An 18,098-nucleotide genomic window follows, 5' to 3' on the forward strand; every position below is an offset into this window, starting at 1 on the left:
AAGGACGGAAGAAAATGAATCGTGTCGTAATTACAGGCTTTGGTGTTGCCTCACCAATTGGTAATGATGAAGAAACATTTTTAAAGAATTTAAAAGCAGGAAATCATGGTTTTGGACCAATCACACGCTTTGATGCTAGTGAAACTGGCATTACTTTAGCTGGTGAAGTCAAAGAATTTCCTTTAGAAAAATATTTTGTTAAAAAAGATACGAAACGCATGGAAACATACTCACTGTATGCGATCTATTCAGCGCTTGAAGCGTTAGAAATGAGCGGGATTAACACGGAAGAAGAAGATATGCAACGTTTCGGCGTGATGATCGGTTCTGGTGTTGGAGGCTTAGGAACGATTCAAGACCAAGTCATCAAAATGGATGCTAAAGGACCGGGTCGTGTTTCACCAATGTTCGTCCCACTTGCTATCGTGAATATGGCGGCTGGAAATGTCGCGCTACGAATTGGAGCAAAGGGAATTTGTACGAGTACCGTAACGGCTTGTGCCAGCGGAACGCATTCTATCGGTGAAGCCTTCCGTAATATTAAACACGGTTATTCCGATGTGATTATTGCCGGCGGGGCAGAGTCTTGTATCAATAAAATTGGGATTTCTGGCTTTGCGGCTTTAACGGCTTTAAGCACTTCAGAAGATCCGACACGCGCGTCAATTCCTTTTGATAAAGAGCGTGATGGCTTTGTAATGGGTGAAGGTGCTGGCGTTTTAGTGCTTGAATCGTTAGAACATGCCCAAAAACGCGGCGCGACTATTTTAGGCGAGATCGTTGGTTATGGCGCAACTTGTGACGCTTACCATATGACGGCACCGTCACCAGATGGTGAAGGCGCGGCTCGGGCAATTAAAGAAGCAGTCAAAGAAGCGGGGATTGAACCAGCAGAAGTCAATTACGTGAACGCTCATGGTACGAGTACCCAAGCAAATGACAAAGCAGAAAGTAAAGCAATTGAAGCGGCTTTGACAGAAAATGCTTATGTCAGCAGTACAAAATCATTGACCGGACATTTATTAGGCGGAGCCGGCGGTGTGGAAGCCGTAGCATCACTGATGGCCTTGCAACATCAATTTATTCCACCAACTGCAAATATCCAAGAAGTCGATCCAGAAGTCAAAGCCAATGTTGTGATCAATGAAGCTAAAGAAACAGCTGTCAATTACGCAGTAAGCAATTCTCTAGGCTTTGGCGGACACAACGCTGTGATCTGCTTGAAACGCTGGGAGGCATAAGCATGGAAATCAATGAAGTCAAAGAACTGCTGAATCAGTTTAACGAGTCAAACTTAACCGAGTTTGATTTGCGAGAAGGCAGCTTTGAATTGTATATGAATAAAAACCAAACGAGTCGTCAAACAGTGGCACCTGCACAACCGGAGCCGGTCACTGAGACAGCGGCACCAGTTCCAGCGGCTAACACAGAGGCAGAAAGTGCGCCGACTGTTACAAGCACTGGCGAAGGTCAAGTGATTACATCGCCGATCGTCGGAATCGTCTATTTACAGCCCTCACCAGAGCAACCAGCTTTTAAATCGGTGGGTGAGACGGTCAAACAAGGCGAGACGGTTTGTATCATTGAAGCAATGAAATTATTGAATGAGATCACTAGTGAATTCGATGGAACGATCACTGAAATCTTGGTTGAAAACGAAGATGTAGTTGAATACGGGCAGCCTTTGTTCCGTATTAATTAATTCAGATTGGAGCAAATAAGATATGTTAACGATTGAAGAAATTAAAGAAATCATCCCACATCGCTATCCGATGTTATTGATTGATCGTGTAGAAGAATTAGAAGCAGGAAAAAGCATCAAAGCGAAGAAAAATGTTTCCGTCAATGAACCATTTTTCCAAGGACATTTTCCTCATGAACCTGTAATGCCGGGTGTATTAATTGTTGAAGCGATGGCCCAAGCCGGTGCGGTCGCATTATTATCAATGGAAGATTTTAAAGGGAAAACAGCTTACTTTGGCGGGATCGATAAAGCGAAGTTCCGTAAAAAAGTAGTGCCTGGTGACACTTTAATCTTAGAAGTTGAATTAACAAAAGTCCGTTCTTCAGCTGGCTGCGGCAAAGGCATCGCCTATGTCGATGGTAAAAAAGTAGCCGAAGCAGAACTGACTTTCATGATTGGATAGATGCCGATGTTTTCAAAAATTTTGATCGCCAACCGTGGCGAGATCGCTGTCCGAATTATCCGTGCCTGTCGTGAATTAGGAATTCAGACAGTAGCGGTTTATTCTGAAGCGGATAAAGAAGCGTTACATACGGAAATGGCTGATGAAGCAATTTGTATCGGCCCTGCCCGTTCCAGTGAATCTTATTTGAATATGCAAGAGATTTTAAGTGCTGCGATCGTGACCAATGCTGAAGCGATCCATCCAGGCTTTGGGTTCTTGTCCGAAAATAGTTTATTTGCGACGATGTGCGCCGAGTGCAATATTAAATTTATCGGACCTAGCGAAAAAACGATCGACGCGATGGGAAATAAAATCCATGCTCGTCAATTAATGCAAAAAGCCGGCGTCCCAGTGATTCCCGGTAGCGACGGCGCGATCGCCACATTGGCAGAAGCCGAAGCGTTAGCTGAAAAAATCGGTTATCCAGTGATGCTGAAAGCGGCAGCAGGCGGTGGCGGAAAGGGGATTCGTAAAGTTCCGACCAAAAGCGAACTGGAAAAGAATTTCTTATCTGCAAAATCCGAAGCGAAAGCGGCTTTTGGTGACGACTCAATGTATATGGAAAAAATTATTTATCCAGCACGTCATATCGAGGTCCAAATTTTAGGTGATCAACAAGGCGACGTGATTCATTTAGGAGAACGGGATTGTTCATTGCAACGGAACAATCAAAAAGTCTTGGAAGAAGCACCCTCGGTAGTCATTGGCGAAGAAACTCGTAAAATGCTGGGGGATATCGCCGTCAAAGCGGGAAAAGCCGTCAATTATGAAAGTGCCGGAACGATTGAATTTCTAAGAGATGAAGACGGAAGTTTTTATTTTATGGAAATGAACACGCGGATTCAAGTCGAACATCCGATTACGGAAATGGTGACTGGGATCGATATTGTCAAAAAACAAATCAAGATCGCGGCTGGTGAACCATTGGGCTTGAAGCAGTCTGATGTGACATTCCAGGGCCATTCTATTGAGTGCCGCATCAACGCGGAGAATCCGGCCTTCAATTTTGCGCCGTCTCCCGGCAAGATCAAAACCTTATTGTTGCCAAGCGGCGGGTTAGGTCTGCGAGTAGATAGCGCGATGTACAGTGGGGTGACAATCCCGCCGTATTATGATTCAATGATTGCAAAGATCATCGTTCATGGTGAAGACCGTTTTGATGCATTGATGAAGATGCAGCGGGCATTAGGGGAATTCGTTTCAGACGGAGTGATCACCAACGTTGAGTTTCAAATGGATCTAATCAGTCATCCAAGTGTCTTGTTTGGCGATTATGATACCAGCTTTTTACAAAAAACATTTTTACCTGAGTGGCAACAAAGCGAGTAGGAGGAATTTAGGTGGGACTTTTTAATAAGAAAAAAAACTACATTCGGATCAATCCTAACCGCGACAGTGCGCCGACAACGAAGCCAACTGTACCAGACGATATGTGGGCGAAGTGCCCGAATTGTAAACGAACATTGTACAAAAAAGAAATGGGCGCTGAAAAAGTTTGCCCGCATTGCGGCTACAGCTTTCGGATCAGTGCTTGGGAACGATTGGCGCTAACGATTGATGAAAAAAGCTTGATTGATTGGAACAACGATTTACCTCAGAAAAATCCCATTGATTTTCCGGATTATTTAACGAAGATCGAAAAGACTCGTGAGACAACCGGTTTGGATGAGGCGGTTCTGACAGGAAAAGCCACGATCAATGGTGAAACTGTTGCTATCGGTGTGATGGATGCCAACTTTATTATGGGAAGTATGGGAACCGTCGTAGGGGAGAAAATTACTCGTCTATTTGAACAAGCTGTCAGCGAAAAATTACCAGTTGTACTGTTTACTGCTTCTGGTGGTGCTCGGATGCAAGAAGGGATCTTTTCTTTGATGCAGATGGCAAAAATCTCTGCGGCTGTGAAACGGCACAGCAATGCTGGGCTTTTATACATCACGGTCCTAACTGACCCAACGACTGGTGGGGTAACAGCCAGCTTCGCGATGGAAGGGGATATTATTCTAGCTGAACCGCAAACCTTAGTCGGTTTTGCTGGACGTCGGGTTATTGAACAGACGATTCGTCAACAATTACCAGATGATTTCCAAAAAGCAGAATTTTTATTGCAGCATGGATTTATTGATCAAATCGTTCCTCGTTTAGAGCTGCGGGAACGTTTAACACAATTATTAGCGCTTCATCAACAGAAAGGCTGGGGTGAGAAATGAGTCTGACTGCTGGAGAAATTGTAAAATTAGCTCGACACCAAGAGCGCTTAACCAGCCTTGATTATTTCGAAAAAATCTTTACTGATTTTCAGGAATTTCACGGGGATCGTTCGTTTGGTGATGATCCTGCAATCGTTGGCGGGATCGCCAAGCTTGCGGGAAACCCAGTCACGGTCGTCGGCATCCAAAAAGGCGCAAATCTGAAAGAAAATATGGATCGCAATTTTGGTCAACCGAATCCCGAAGGCTATCGCAAGGCATTACGCTTAATGAAGCAGGCGGAGAAATTCAATCGTCCGGTGATTTGTTTTGTAAACACGCCCGGTGCTTTTTGTGGGGTTGAAGCCGAAGAACGGGGAGAAGGCGAAGCGATTGCACGTAATTTGATGGAAATGTCGGATTTAAGTGTACCAATCATTTCGATTGTGACTGGTGAAGGCGGCAGTGGTGGAGCATTAGCTTTAGCTGTTGCTGACGAAGTTTGGATGATGGAATACAGTATTTATGCGATTTTATCGCCAGAAGGCTTTGCCTCGATCCTTTGGAAGGATGGAAAGCGAGCTGATGAAGCAGCCGAGCTGATGAAAATCACCGCTGCTGAATTATTGGAGCTTGATGTGATCGATCGAGTGATTCCCGAAACGCTAAAAGGAAAAAAACTTAGCGAAGACAAAATCATTCGCATGATGCAAAAGGCTTTAATTGAAAAGCTAACCGAGTTAGCAAGCTATTCAAAAGAAGAATTAATCGAGAAACGTTACCAACGTTTCCGTAAATTTTAAGCGACGGCAGAAGCCACCGCTTTTTTTATGCGTCAAAATGAATATAAATCTAATAGATACCATTTTTTCGCACAAATTTAAATAAATATTCATTTATATCTAGAAATTATGAAATAATATGCTATACTATTTTCAATATAGTAAACGGAGGTATGTAAATGAAAAAGATGATGAAGGTTGTTTTAGCGGGAGTAATTTTATTGTCATTAGCGGCATGCGGCAGCAAAGAAGAAGCGGATAAATTGGATACGATTAAAGATAAAGGTGTCATTAAGGTCGCCACGTCCCCGGATTATGCGCCTTTTGGTTTTCATACGACGATTGACGGGAAAGACAAGATTGTCGGGGCAGATATAGAAATGGTTGAAGCAATCGCCAAAAAAATGGATGTCAAAGTGGATTGGGTCGATATGAGTTTTAATGCAGTTTTGGCGGCGGCCAAAGAAGGTAAAGCTGATATTGCCGTCTCAGCGATATCGGTAACTAGTGAGCGGGAAAAGAGCTTTGATTTCACGACAGATTATTATACCTCTCCACAAGTAATCGTGATTAATAAACAAAATGCTGACAAACTAAACTCAATCGAAAGTTTTGCGGGGAAACAAGTTGGGGCGCAAAAAGGAACAATTCAAGAAAATATCGTAAAACAGCAAATGAAAGATGCAAAATTAGTCTCAATCGAAAAGCTGCCAAATATTTTTCTTGAAGTTAAAAATGGTTCGCTAGATGGACTAGTTGTAGAAAAAACCGTAGCTGATGCGTATGTGAATCAAAATCCAGAGCTGATGATTGCTGAAATCCCATTAAAAAGTATGAAGGAAGACTCTTTGTGCATTGCAGTGCCAAAAGGAAACGAGAAATTGGTGAAGGAGCTAGATAAACATATCAAAGAAATGAAGGCGGATGGAACGATCGACAAAATGGTAGAAGAAAACAATCAGTTAGCGCAAAAAGGCGGAGAATAAAAATATTTATTCATTCAAACGTTGCATATATACACTAAAAATCAATTAATTTCACTGTGTATCGATATTTATACACTTTTTACTTGTTTTATGAAAATTTCATGCTATAATAAATTCATTGAAATAAGCTTTCAAAAATAATGACCTACATTAGGAGGAACCAGGATGAAAAAGATTACCGGCATAGTTATGACATTATTAGCATTATTTACTTTAGCAGCATGTGGTGGAGGCAGCGATAAGACTGCAGATTCCTCATCAAATACAAAATCAGAAGACCAATTAGCAGCAATCAAAAAAGCGGGCGTCTTAAAAGTCGCTACTTCAGCTGACTACGCCCCATTTGAATTCCATACAATGGTAGATGGCAAAGATAAAATTGTTGGGGCAGATATTGACTTAGTCAATGCGATCGCCAAAGAACTAGGCGTGAAAGCGGAAGTTTCTGATATGAGTTTTAATACGGTCTTGGCTTCATTAAAAGAAGGTAAATCAGATATCGCGATTTCAGCCATCTCAGCAACGAAGGAACGGAAAGAACAATTTAACTTTACAGATAACTACTACAATCCACCACAAGTTTTGATCATCAACAAAAAAAATCAAGACAAGTTTACGAGTGTTGATGCATTGAAAGATAAAAATGTCGGCGCCCAAAAAGGCTCGATTCAAGAAGACATCGTGAAGACACAGCTTAAAGATTCAAAACTTGTTTCAATCGAAAAAGTACCGAACATGGTGATTGAAGTAAACAGCGGATCATTAGACGCAATGGTTGTTGAAAAAACAATCGCTGAGTCTTATGTAGAACAAAATCCAGATTTAATGATCGCTAACATTGATTTAAAAGCCTCTGATGATGAAGCTTTTGCAATTGCATTACCAAAAGGTAGCGATCAATTCCAAACTGAATTAAATAAAATTATCAAAAAATTAAGTGACGAAGGCAAGATTGATGAATTTGTAAAACAAAACCATGAACTAGCCGAAAAATCAGCGAAAGAATAGAGGGTATCTGTTTTGGATTTTTCATTTTTAAATAAATACTTATCTTATTTCATTTCCGGCGCGGGAATTACTGTGGGTATCTCGCTGGTAACAGTCTGTTTAGGGACACTGATCGGCTTAGCGATGGCTTTGTTAAAATTATCAAAACATAAACCTTTAAATTGGTTAGCAAATATTTACATCGAAGTGCTACGTGGCACTCCGATGTTATTACAAATTACAATCGGTTTTTTGATCCTACAAGGTTTCTTTCCTTCGAAGGATTTAGACGTCGGTGTTCTATCGGTTGGTGTCAATCGGTTGTTTCCTGGGATGATTATTTTATCCTTAAACTCAGGAGCCTACGTGGCGGAGATCATTCGTGGCGGGATTACCGCCGTCAATTTTGGTCAAACGGAAGCGGCCCATTCTTTAGGGCTACGTCCAGCTCAAACAATGCGGTATGTGATTTTACCACAAGCGCTAAGAAATATTTTACCACCTTTAGGCAATGAATTTGTTACTTTGATCAAGGACTCTTCTTTACTAGCAACGATCGGAATCAATGAATTGATGGGTTCAGCTCAAATTGTTGTATCGAACTCTTATATTCCATTAGAACCTTTGATTGTGGCGGCGGGACTTTATTTTGTGATGACCTTCATCACCTCGCGTCTGCTGAACCTATGGGAGAAAAAACTTGGCAAAGGCTACCAACGATAAGCGTAGAGGTGAAAAATAATGACAGAAGCATTGATTCAAATTGAACATTTAAATAAAAAATTTGGTGACAACGAAGTATTGAAAGATATTTCAGCAGAAATTACACCAGGTGAAGTGGTTGTAATCATTGGCCCATCCGGTTCGGGTAAAAGTACCTTTTTACGTTGTGTCAATTTATTAGAGGTTCCAACCTCTGGAACGATTAAATTTGAAGGTACCGATATTACAGATAAGAAAAATGATATTTTTAAGACACGGGAAAAAATGGGAATGGTTTTCCAACAGTTCAATCTATTTCCTAATATGACGGTGTTGGACAATATTATGTTGTCACCAATAAAGGTTAAAGGCTTGGCGAAAGCAGAAGCAGAAATCATTGCCAAAGAACTATTGGAAAAAGTCGGCTTATCAGAAAAAGCGGATGCTTATCCGCAATCGTTATCCGGCGGACAGCAACAACGGATCGCAATCGCACGAGCATTAGCGATGCAGCCAGACGTAATGCTCTTTGATGAACCTACATCAGCACTCGATCCTGAAATGGTTGGGGACGTTCTAGAAGTTATGCAGCAGTTGGCCAAAGAAGGCATGACCATGATGATCGTGACTCATGAAATGGGTTTTGCCAAAGAAGTCGGCGACCGTGTGATCTTTATGGACGGTGGCGTGATCGTTGAAGAAGGTACTCCAGAAGAAGTCTTCGACCATACAAAAAATTCACGAACCATCGACTTTTTATCCAAAGTATTATAAAACCCTCGAGACTAGGCAAACAAAGCCTAGTCTTTTTTTGCGAGTTCCACTTCGCGCTTTAGCGGGACTAGTGGAATCGTATGCGTACGAAGATAGAGAATTTTTTTGGTATTTAAAAAATTCAATTTTATTTATGAGCTAGCTGTCAGTTCTGCTTTTCGCAGTTTATTTTGAGTAAAAAGAACTAAACGAATACGAACTATATGTAGAGTTAACTGTTTAGCAGAATGATAGAGCGACAAAAATAAGCGGGAATTGTTGCGAATCTAAAAAATCTGTTCTTCAAGGTAATTTTTCTTTGATAATAAGCTCAAATTTCTGTTTAATACTTAAAAAGTTCGAAGGTTCATAAAGTCTTTCTAAAACCTTTATAGTCAAATGTAGAGTTTTCTGAAAAATTGCGTTATAATCAGGTTTTGTAGATGTATAAAAAAAGTGATAGGAGTTGCCATGTTAGATAAATTCAAACCAACGTGGATGGTCGAAGCCATTTATCAAATTACCCCAGAACAATTGAAGGCTCATGGCTTTAAAGCTGTGTTGACAGATTTGGATAATACTTTGATTGCTTGGAACAATCCTAACGGGACCAAAGAGCTGATTGATTGGCTGAAAATGATGGATGACGCGGGAATTCCAGTTGTCGTTGTCTCAAATAATAAGGCGAGTCGAGTGGCCAAAGCGCTGGAAAGTTTTCAGTTGGACTTTGTTTCACGGGCGATGAAACCTTTCTCTGTAGGAATAAAAAATGCGCAACAGCAACTAGGTGTTTCAAAGGATGAGATCGTTATGATCGGTGACCAAGTCATGACGGATATCCGTGGTGCCAGTGCCGCTGGCATTCGCAGCATTCTAGTTCGTCCAATTCTTGACACGGATGGCTGGAATACGCGAATCAATCGATTTTTTGAACGTCGTGTGATGCATATTTTATTACGTAATGACCCTGAGATGAAATGGAAGAGTGAATTATAAATGGAAGAAGAATTATATTGTATCGGCTGCGGTGCGAAGATTCAAACGGATCATCCCAATGAATTAGGCTATACTCCGCAATCCGCTTTAGAAAAAGGCTTGGAAAACGGCGAAGTGTATTGTCAACGTTGTTTCCGCCTGCGTCATTACAATGAGATTCAAGATGTCTCATTGACGGATGACGATTTTTTACGCTTGTTAAATGAATTAGGAAAAGCAGATGCGTTAATCGTAAATGTCGTGGATATTTTTGACTTTAACGGTTCGTTGATTCCCGGCTTGCATCGTTTTGTTGGTGACAATCCGGTCTTATTAGTCGGTAATAAAGTAGATCTATTGCCAAAATCGTTGAAACGCGGTCGCTTGACTCAATGGATGCGTGAACGTGCTCATGAGGAAGGCTTGCGGCCAGTGGATATTTTATTGACTAGCGCTCGCAAACCCCATGAAATGGAAGAGCTATTAGCGAAAATCGAGGAATATCGCGAAGGTCGCGATGTGTATGTAGTTGGGGTAACCAACGTTGGGAAATCCACGTTAATCAACCAAATCATTAAGCAAACGGCTGGCGTTCAAGATTTGATTACGACGTCGCAGTTTCCTGGAACAACTTTAGATAAGATCGAGATTCCATTAGATGATGGCCATTATCTATTTGATACACCAGGGATTATTCATCGCCATCAGATGGCGCATTATCTTGGTAAAAAAGATTTGAAGATCATCGCACCTCATAAAGAAATCAAGCCGAAAGTCTATCAGCTGAATGAAGGACAAACCTTGTTTTTAGGTGGCTTGGCTCGTTTTGATTTTATTCAAGGGGAACGGGCATCTTTTGTCGCTTATGTCTCCAATGATATCGAGCCACATCGGACGAAACTTGAAAAGGCTGATGCATTTTATGAGAAGCATGTGGGAGGCTTATTGCAGCCGCCACGGCCTGATGAAGTCCCAGATTTTCCTGAATTGGTGCGTTTTGAATTTTCAATTAAAGAAAAAACTGATATCGTATTCGCCGGATTAGGCTGGGTGACGGTATCAAAACCGGCTGTTGTGGCTGGTTGGGCACCAAAAGGAGTCGATGTTTTGACTCGTAAGGCACTAGTTTAAGACATAAAAATACTAAGATCCAAATAAGGGGAATATAATGGAATTAAGAGGAAAACAAAAACGTTTCTTACGCAGTCAGGCACATCATTTACAACCGATTTTTCAAATCGGCAAGAATGGTCTGAATGAAGCGGTGATGGTTCAAATCAATGAAGCGTTAGAAAAAAGAGAGTTGATCAAAGTCAATTTGCTGCAAAATACCGATGAAGTGGCTGATGAAGTGGCCCATGTTTTAGAAGCGAAAATCAACTGCGAAATTGTTCAAATCATTGGACGAGTATTGGTATTATACAAAGCATCAAGCAAAGAAAAATACCAAAAAATCTCAAAAGAAGTTCAAGCAATTTAATGCTAAATACGTTCAAATACTAAGGAGGAATGACGGTTGTATTCAGATGTCTTAACGATTCCAAAGGTTGAACCGCTAACGGTTTCCACGATGCCAAAAAAACAAGTGGGCCTATTAGGCGGAAATTTTAATCCGATCCATCAGGCGCATTTAATGATTGCGGAACAGGTGGGCCAAAAAATGGGATTTGATGAAGTACATTTGTTGCCGAGTTATTTACCGCCTCATGTGGATGAAAAGAAAACGATCGATAGTAAGCATCGATTGGCGATGGTGAAGCTGGCAGTTGAAGATAATTCTTTTTTGTCGGTGGATACGAGAGAATTGGCACGTAAGGGAAAGAGTTACACCATCGATACGATGTTGGAAATGACCGCTGAAAATCCAGATACGGAATATTATTTCATTATCGGCGGCGATGAAGTGGCTTATTTACCGAAATGGCATCGCATCGATGAATTAATTCAGCTGGTGAATTTTGTCGGCGTGAAGCGGGCAGGGTTTACACCAGAAAGTCCTTATCCGATTATTTGGGTAGATGTTCCTGAGATTCAGCTTTCCTCGTCTTACATTCGTAAACAAGTAAAGCAAGGGTGTTCAATTCGTTATTTGGTCCCTGATCGGGTACGAGAATATATCGCGGAAGAAGGTTTATATCTTGATGAAGTATAGTGATGAGTATACGGCGATGGATCGTGAAGCTTTGATGCAGGCTGTTCAAATGCGAATGAGCGAACGACGCTTCAAGCATGTACTTGGAGTAGAAGAAACCGCGGTCGCTTTAGCTGAACGTTTCGGCGAGTCACCGGAAAAAGCTAGTGTCGCAGCTTTAACTCATGATTATGCCAAAGAACGTTCAGATGAAGAATTTCAATTAGCCATCGATCAAGGAAATTTTGAAAATAAAACGGAATTATTAAAATATGGCAACGCCATTTGGCACGGACTTGTAGGTGCAGATTTCGTAGCGCGGGAGTTAAGTATTACTGATGAGGAAATCTTAAATGCAATTCGACTGCATACGACTGGAGCGGCGGAGATGACGCTTTTAGATAAAATTATTTATGTGGCAGACTATATCGAGCCGGGTCGAAATTTTCCTAGTGTAGAAGATGCTCGCGTGATCGCTTTTAGTGATTTAGATCAAGCGGTGGCCTTTGAAACGAAACATACTTTGGCGCATTTAGTCGAAGGTGAAAATCCGATTTATCCCAAAACAATCGAAACCTATAATCGCTGGGTTGCAGGAATAAAATAAAAAGCAAGTTGTATAATTATAAGGAGGAGAATTATCATAGATAGTAAAAAAATGTTAGAAATTGCAGTAAAAGCAGCTGATTCAAAACGGGCGGTGGATATAGTTGCCTTGGATGTTACACAAGTCTCTTTATTAGCCGATTATTTTATGATTTGTTCCGCTAATTCAGATCGTCAAATCAATGCAATCGTTGATGAGATCCTTGACAAAGAAGAAGAAGCGCAAGTAGAAGTAAAACGAGTAGAAGGAAAAGATGGCGGGAAATGGGTCTTGATCGACTTAGGTGATTTGATCGTTCACGTGTTCAGTCCTTCAGAACGAGAATTTTATAACTTAGAAAAACTATGGTCCGATGCACCACTAGAAAACATTGAGGCTTGGATCGACTAATGGCATACGAAACATTTGCTTTTGTTTATGATGAAGTGATGGATGATTCGCTGTATCAGCAATGGTTAGACTTCTCACTGAAACATTTACCTCAAGGGACCAAGCAGATTTTAGAGTTGGCTTGTGGAACGGGTGCGTTAGCTGTTGAGTTTGCTAAGGCGGATTTTGAGGTAACGGGTCTAGATCTATCGGAGGAAATGCTGACGCTGGCTAGCGATCGGGCAATTCAAGAAGAGGTCTCGATCAACTGGATTGCCGGAGATATGCTGGATTTGACCGATATCGGTAACTATCAAGCTGTGACCTGTTTCTCTGATTCTCTTTGCTATATGCAAGACGCGACGCAAGTTCAACAAGTTTTTAGCGGCGTATACCAGTTGTTGAAAGAAAAGGGCAGTTTTATTTTCGATGTCCATTCAACGTACCAAGTGGATGAAGTCTTTCCTAATTATAGCTTTCATGATCAGACAGAAGATTTTGCGTTTTTATGGGATAGTTATCCTGGTGAGGTTCCTCATAGCATTGAACATTTTTTAACCTTTTTCGTCAAAGAGACAGGAGAAAAATTTGAACGCTTCGATGAACTCCATCAAGAGCGGACCTATCCGCTGGAAATGTATCAAAACATGCTGACAGCAGTGGGCTTTAGCAAAGTCGAAGTCTTTGCGGACTTTACGGATGAACAACCAAACAAGACAAGCAAACGCTGGTTTTTTGTTTGTCAAAAATAGCCGAGAGCAATCTCGGCTTTTTTGCCCTTATAAAGAAAGTATCAATTTTTCATATGGATAAATCGCTTTACAGTAGGTATATCCATGTCCGGCTTCACGAACCAGTTTTATCGGCAATGAGCTAGGTGAGTTCGCTAAAGCCTTTCTTATTGAAGACGGACTTTTTTGATTAAAGGAGGAATGGCTTTGCGAAGCTGCGGGATAGTCGTTGAATATAATCCGTTTCACAATGGGCATAAATATCACGCTCAAAAAGCGCGGGAACTAAGTGGTGCAGATGTAGTTGTAGCGGTGATGAGCGGGAATTTTTTACAGCGTGGAGAGCCGGCGATTACGGATAAATGGTCGCGGGCCGAAGCGGCATTGAAAAATGGCGTCGATCTTGTTGTGGAATTGCCTTTTGCTTGGGCCGTTCAATCAGCGGATTATTTCGCGAAGGGCAGCATCAAGCTGCTACAAGCGTTGAATTGCGATGCTCTATGTTTCGGGACGGACAATCAGGCGACGTTTGATTACACAGATTATGGCCGCTTTTTTATGGAAGAGCAAGCAGCGATCGATCAGTTATTTCATGAATTGCCGGTTGGCTGGAGTTACCCGGAAAAAATGGCGGAGGCCGTGTCTCGGCTTTATCCTAAGGCGAAAGCTTTCCCACCAAATCATATTTTAGGGTTAAGTTATGCTAAGGAAAATGCCTCTTATAATCATCCGATGGAAATCTTTCCGTTGCCTCGCAAAGATCAAGGCTATCACGATGAGTCGTTGGTGAATAATCAGTTTGCTAGTGCTACCGGTATTCGGCAAGCGTTCTTAGCGGGAAATCAGGTGTCAGACTTTGTCCCTGTTGAAACACTACACGCATTGCAAAAAACACACATTGCTTGGTCCAATTTTTGGCCCTTTCTGCAGTATCAGCTGCGAGCTACTTCGTTGGAAGGGATGCAAGAGCTGTATCAAATGAATGAAGGCTTGGAGCATCGCTTGACCAGTCAAAAGGCGGCTAATTTTTCCGATTATTTGCAAGCAATCAGTACCAAACGTTATACGCAGCCGCGGCTGCAACGCCTGCTTACCTATGTCTTGCTACAAGTTCGCGAAGCCGAAATAAAAGCCGAACAAGCAGATTCACTGCTGCACATTTTAGGTTTCACACAAAAAGGTCAAGCCTATCTAAACCAAAAGAAAAAGCAGTTTACACTGCCAGTTGCCGCGAAAATTGGTCAAAAGGAACGAGAACAGCATTTTCTGACGTATCGTGCCGATCAAATTTATCAATTGATTTGTCCAGCTGAACAGACCAGCGGGCGATTTCCGATTCAAGTTTAAAAAAGACTTTCCAAAGCACAGGTGAGTCGTTATAATGAGAAAGTAAAAAATTAACGGAAGTGAAGTGAAAACATGGGACGTAAGTGGGCGAACATCGTAGCGAAGAAGACTGCGAAGGATGCAAACAATAGTAAAATTTACGCAAAATTTGGGATCGAAATTTATGCAGCAGCAAAATCAGGAGACCCTGATCCGCATGCCAACCAAAAATTGCGTTTCGTTATTGAACGGGCGAAAACTTATAATGTACCAAAACATATCATTGATCGTGCGATCGAAAAAGCGAAAGGCTCCGGCGACGAAACGTTCCAAGAACTACGCTATGAAGGCTTCGGCCCGAACGGTTCAATGGTCATCGTTGATGCCTTGACGAATAATGTCAATCGGACTGCGTCTGATGTCCGTGCGGCCTTTGGTAAAAACGGCGGAAACATGGGCGTTTCTGGCGCGGTTGCTTATATGTTCGACAATACTGCTTTATTCGGCTTTACTGGTGCTGATGCGGATGAAGTCTTGGAATATCTGATGGAAAAAGAAATTGATGTTCGCGATGTTGTTGACGAAGATGGACAAATCATCGTTTATGGTGAACCAGAAGATTTCAATGAGATCCAAGCAGCTTTGAAGGAAAAGGGCATTACAGAATTTTCGATGGCTGAAATGCAAATGATTCCGCAAAACGAAGTAACGTTGACCGGTGATGACTTAGAAAAATTTGAAAAAATGATCGACGTGTTAGATGAATTAGAAGATGTTCAACAAATCTATCATAACGTTGAGTTAGACGATTAAAAAAATAAAGGAGACGAGGAAATTATTTTTCCCCGCCTCCTTCTTTTTTTTTACTTAAATCGCTTTTTCTTGATAAAGTGTTTCTGGTATTTGTTCTAGTAACGGACTCTTTTGATCAACCACCAGCAGATTCAATTCATGCATCGCACGGGTGCAGACGGTGTATAAAATCAGCTTGTCTTGTTCCGTGTGATAATTTTCCGGTGAGACGTTCCAAGCAAAGACGCGATCAAATTCTAACCCCTTGGCTAAGTAAGTAGGAATAATAATCAGACTCTTCTTCATGAAGTCTTCGCCATCTGTCAGCAGCTGGACTTGGTCTTTTTGTTCTGGCGTCAATTGGTTATAAAGGTCTTGGCATTCTTCCACGGTCTTCGCAATGATCGCGGTGCGCCAATATTTTGCCAGTTCTTTTGTTTCCTCGATTTGTTGAACCAACCCGTCGATCATTTGACGTTTTTCATTGGCATAATAAATATTCGGCAAATCGCCCACGCGAGCAGTAAGTTCTACCCGATTTTCTTGGGTCAAAAATTGATTGGCAAAATTAGTGATCTCTTCAGTGGAACGATAACTTGTGGTCAGCTCAAAATGCGTCAATTCTTGCTCAGGAAAAATCTCCGCCAATGAATGAACCATACTTTCATTGCCAAAAACTTTTTGATTCAAGTCACCGCATAATGTGTAGGTTGCTTTGGGATACAAATGTTTCAACAAAGCGACTTGTGCCGGTGAAAAGTCCTGCATCTCATCAATGAAGATAAAACGCGCCTTTTGTCTAACATCCAGTGGATGGATCGCCTTCATTAATAGAAACAATAAGGTGCCATCTTCCAAGCTGATGTCCTTGCGTTTGAAATCTTGCAGTAATTCCGTTTGCATCGTTTTCCAATTTTCTTCCGTCAATTGATAGTGTTCCAATAAACTACTTGGGACCTGTTGCAGAAAATGCAGATATTGTTTCGCATAATTGATAAAACCGAAACGATTGATTTGGCGGCGTAAAGGACGGAATTTCTTTCGGACAATTTTTTGTGTCATTTGGCGACGCAATCGACGCTCCGCCTTTTCAGAATCTTCCATATCGGGATTATTGACAAAGACCGCATCGACTAATTCGTCGGCCGCTTTCTTTGCCCAATCCTTTTTCATCTCATCCTTTTCCAAGCCACCCAATTTCTTCAAAAGCTTCGTTTGTAGCAGTTGCATTCGTTGATACATCGGCAAACTAGGGTTGGCTTCTTGATACCAGTTGCGGATTTGCTGCTTAGAAATCAGCACATCTTGCTTTAGCTTCAAATCACGGAACAAAGGACCAAAATCAGAAATTTGCTCCACGTAACGATACAGTGATTGAACAATGGCAAAACTACTTTTCGCTCTTAAGACGCGATCATCTTGACCAGAAAGGAAGACTTCTTCATGACTTTCCTCCGTATGGATCTGATAGGTCGGCAATAACGCGGCTAAGAAGGTTTTGAAAGTTTCCGTCGGTATCCCGCTTTCACCAAGAGAAGGCAGGACAGTTGAAATGTAATCTGAAAAAATATGGTTTGGCGAGAACAGCAATACTTGTTCGTTATCTAGCCATTTGCGATTATGATAAAGCAGATAGGCAACTCGCTGCAGCAAAGCAGAAGTTTTTCCGCTGCCGGCAATTCCTTCTACAACTAAGACTTTGCTTCTAGTGTCGCGGATGATCTCATTTTGCGAACGTTGGATCGTTGCCACGATATTTTTCATATGGTTCGAAGAGGCTTCGTCTAAAATTTCTAATAAGAAATCATCATTGATTGCTTCGGACGTATCCACCATTGATAAAATCTGACCTTCACGAATCTTGAATTGTCGCTTCAATAATAATTCAATGGGAATGATCGCATCATGAGCTTCATAATGGGTTTGACCTAGTGTGCCTTCATAATAAAGATTGGCGATGGGGGCCCGCCAGTCAATGACGATCGTTTCTTCTTTTGTATCTCTTAAAGAAGCGATTCCTAAATAAAGTGTCTCCGCTTCTTGGTCTTCTTTAAAATCAATCCGAGCAAAGTAAGGATTTTGCCCCATTAGCTTAAGCACTTTTTGACGTTTTTCTTGTGAAGCGAAAGTTTGATAGCGTACTAACAACTCCTGCTCATGTTGGCGCGTCTCTGCCATCGTATCAGCTAGTGCTTCAAAGGAACCGGCTTGGATTTTTTGACCGGCATTTTCCAACATGTCGGTATCAAATTTTGATTTTGTTTCCTTTTTTTGATTGTCCAAAAAAGCAATTTCTTGTTGGATTAAGGTGCTTGTCTGTTGGACGTGCTCTTGTTCGTACTCTCTAGCGTTCATTGAGCATCCTCCTTTGTTTTTTCCATCAAACTGTTTTTAACAGCATAATAGTATAGCACAGAAGGGCGGAGAGAAGCAAAAGGCTGAATTTGACAGAAATCAGCAAAAAGGAGCTAGGACATTAATATAATCCTAGCTCCTATTCATGTGTAAACAGTGGTCCAGAAGTAGCTTCTTCGGAAATAAACCGAAATTTTACAAAAATTTGCGGAGCACCAAGTAGG

20 protein-coding genes are annotated in these 18,098 nt (G+C 41.5%); 19 read left to right on the top strand and 1 reads right to left on the bottom strand.

Annotated elements, in window-relative coordinates; genetic code table 11:
- The first annotated feature begins 14 nt into the window (after positions 1-14).
- From fabF to RV00_RS02260, 19 genes are all read left to right on the top strand, one after another.
- The gene (gene fabF / locus RV00_RS02170; protein WP_071860956.1) at positions 15-1,241 is read left to right on the top strand and encodes a beta-ketoacyl-ACP synthase II; all 1,227 of its coding nucleotides are present in this window, start codon (positions 15-17) and stop codon (positions 1,239-1,241) included.
- 2 nt (positions 1,242-1,243) lie between these two features.
- On the top strand, positions 1,244-1,702 hold the full coding sequence (gene accB / locus RV00_RS02175) for an acetyl-CoA carboxylase biotin carboxyl carrier protein (RefSeq protein WP_071860957.1): 459 nt from the start codon (positions 1,244-1,246) through the stop codon (positions 1,700-1,702).
- A 22-nt stretch (positions 1,703-1,724) separates the two neighbouring features.
- Positions 1,725-2,147 (top strand): 3-hydroxyacyl-ACP dehydratase FabZ, encoded by a 423-nt coding sequence (gene fabZ, locus RV00_RS02180; RefSeq protein WP_071860958.1) that lies wholly within the window; start codon positions 1,725-1,727, stop codon positions 2,145-2,147.
- A gap of 6 nt (positions 2,148-2,153) precedes the next feature.
- On the top strand, positions 2,154-3,518 hold the full coding sequence (locus RV00_RS02185) for an acetyl-CoA carboxylase biotin carboxylase subunit (RefSeq protein ID WP_071861043.1): 1,365 nt from the start codon (positions 2,154-2,156) through the stop codon (positions 3,516-3,518).
- Between the two features lie 11 nt (positions 3,519-3,529).
- Positions 3,530-4,399 carry an acetyl-CoA carboxylase, carboxyltransferase subunit beta gene (gene accD, locus RV00_RS02190; protein WP_071860959.1) on the top strand — a complete coding sequence of 290 codons (870 nt, stop codon included), beginning with the start codon at positions 3,530-3,532 and terminating at the stop codon, positions 4,397-4,399.
- On the top strand, positions 4,396-5,181 hold the full coding sequence (locus RV00_RS02195) for an acetyl-CoA carboxylase carboxyl transferase subunit alpha (protein WP_071860960.1): 786 nt from the start codon (positions 4,396-4,398) through the stop codon (positions 5,179-5,181). The genes accD and RV00_RS02195 overlap by 4 nt, the downstream gene beginning before the upstream one ends.
- A gap of 158 nt (positions 5,182-5,339) precedes the next feature.
- Positions 5,340-6,146, top strand: coding sequence for a transporter substrate-binding domain-containing protein (locus tag RV00_RS02200; protein ID WP_071860961.1), 807 nt, complete (start codon positions 5,340-5,342; stop codon positions 6,144-6,146).
- A 165-nt stretch (positions 6,147-6,311) separates the two neighbouring features.
- A complete protein-coding gene (locus RV00_RS02205; RefSeq protein WP_071860962.1) occupies positions 6,312-7,154 on the top strand; it encodes a transporter substrate-binding domain-containing protein in 843 nt (280 codons plus the stop codon).
- A 12-nt stretch (positions 7,155-7,166) separates the two neighbouring features.
- Positions 7,167-7,856 carry an amino acid ABC transporter permease gene (locus RV00_RS02210; protein ID WP_071860963.1) on the top strand — a complete coding sequence of 230 codons (690 nt, stop codon included), beginning with the start codon at positions 7,167-7,169 and terminating at the stop codon, positions 7,854-7,856.
- Positions 7,857-7,874: 18 nt separating this feature from the next.
- Complete coding sequence (locus tag RV00_RS02215) at positions 7,875-8,609, top strand: amino acid ABC transporter ATP-binding protein (RefSeq protein WP_071860964.1); 735 nt, start codon at positions 7,875-7,877, stop codon at positions 8,607-8,609.
- A 450-nt stretch (positions 8,610-9,059) separates the two neighbouring features.
- On the top strand, positions 9,060-9,584 hold the full coding sequence (locus tag RV00_RS02220) for a YqeG family HAD IIIA-type phosphatase (RefSeq protein WP_071860965.1): 525 nt from the start codon (positions 9,060-9,062) through the stop codon (positions 9,582-9,584).
- Positions 9,585-10,694, top strand: a complete 1,110-nt coding sequence (yqeH, locus tag RV00_RS02225) for a ribosome biogenesis GTPase YqeH (RefSeq protein WP_071860966.1) — start codon at positions 9,585-9,587, stop codon at positions 10,692-10,694. It begins immediately after the preceding gene.
- Between the two features lie 37 nt (positions 10,695-10,731).
- Positions 10,732-11,043, top strand: coding sequence for a ribosome assembly RNA-binding protein YhbY (gene yhbY / locus RV00_RS02230; protein ID WP_071860967.1), 312 nt, complete (start codon positions 10,732-10,734; stop codon positions 11,041-11,043).
- Between the two features lie 90 nt (positions 11,044-11,133).
- Positions 11,134-11,715 carry a nicotinate-nucleotide adenylyltransferase gene (locus tag RV00_RS02235; RefSeq protein WP_249024047.1) on the top strand — a complete coding sequence of 194 codons (582 nt, stop codon included), beginning with the start codon at positions 11,134-11,136 and terminating at the stop codon, positions 11,713-11,715.
- Positions 11,705-12,301, top strand: a complete 597-nt coding sequence (gene yqeK, locus RV00_RS02240) for a bis(5'-nucleosyl)-tetraphosphatase (symmetrical) YqeK (protein ID WP_071860969.1) — start codon at positions 11,705-11,707, stop codon at positions 12,299-12,301. Before RV00_RS02235 ends, yqeK begins: the two co-directional genes overlap by 11 nt.
- A 33-nt stretch (positions 12,302-12,334) precedes the next feature.
- On the top strand, positions 12,335-12,691 hold the full coding sequence (rsfS, locus tag RV00_RS02245) for a ribosome silencing factor (RefSeq protein WP_311900086.1): 357 nt from the start codon (positions 12,335-12,337) through the stop codon (positions 12,689-12,691).
- Complete coding sequence (locus tag RV00_RS02250; RefSeq protein WP_071860971.1) at positions 12,691-13,422, top strand: class I SAM-dependent DNA methyltransferase; 732 nt, start codon at positions 12,691-12,693, stop codon at positions 13,420-13,422. The genes rsfS and RV00_RS02250 overlap by 1 nt, the downstream gene beginning before the upstream one ends.
- Positions 13,423-13,602: 180 nt before the next feature.
- A complete protein-coding gene (locus tag RV00_RS02255) occupies positions 13,603-14,748 on the top strand; it encodes a nucleotidyltransferase (RefSeq protein ID WP_071860972.1) in 1,146 nt (381 codons plus the stop codon).
- Between the two features lie 72 nt (positions 14,749-14,820).
- Entirely contained in the window at positions 14,821-15,540 is a 720-nt protein-coding gene (locus RV00_RS02260; RefSeq protein WP_071860973.1) for a YebC/PmpR family DNA-binding transcriptional regulator, read from the top strand.
- A gap of 54 nt (positions 15,541-15,594) precedes the next feature.
- Here RV00_RS02260 and helD read toward each other — a convergent pair whose 3' ends face one another.
- The gene (helD, locus tag RV00_RS02265) at positions 15,595-17,874 is read right to left on the bottom strand and encodes an RNA polymerase recycling motor HelD (RefSeq protein ID WP_071860974.1); all 2,280 of its coding nucleotides are present in this window, start codon (positions 17,872-17,874) and stop codon (positions 15,595-15,597) included.
- Positions 17,875-18,098 lie beyond the last annotated feature (224 nt).

The sequence above is a fragment of the Enterococcus devriesei genome (genome assembly GCF_001885905.1).
Taxonomy (GTDB): Bacteria; Bacillota; Bacilli; order Lactobacillales; family Enterococcaceae; genus Enterococcus_A; species Enterococcus_A devriesei.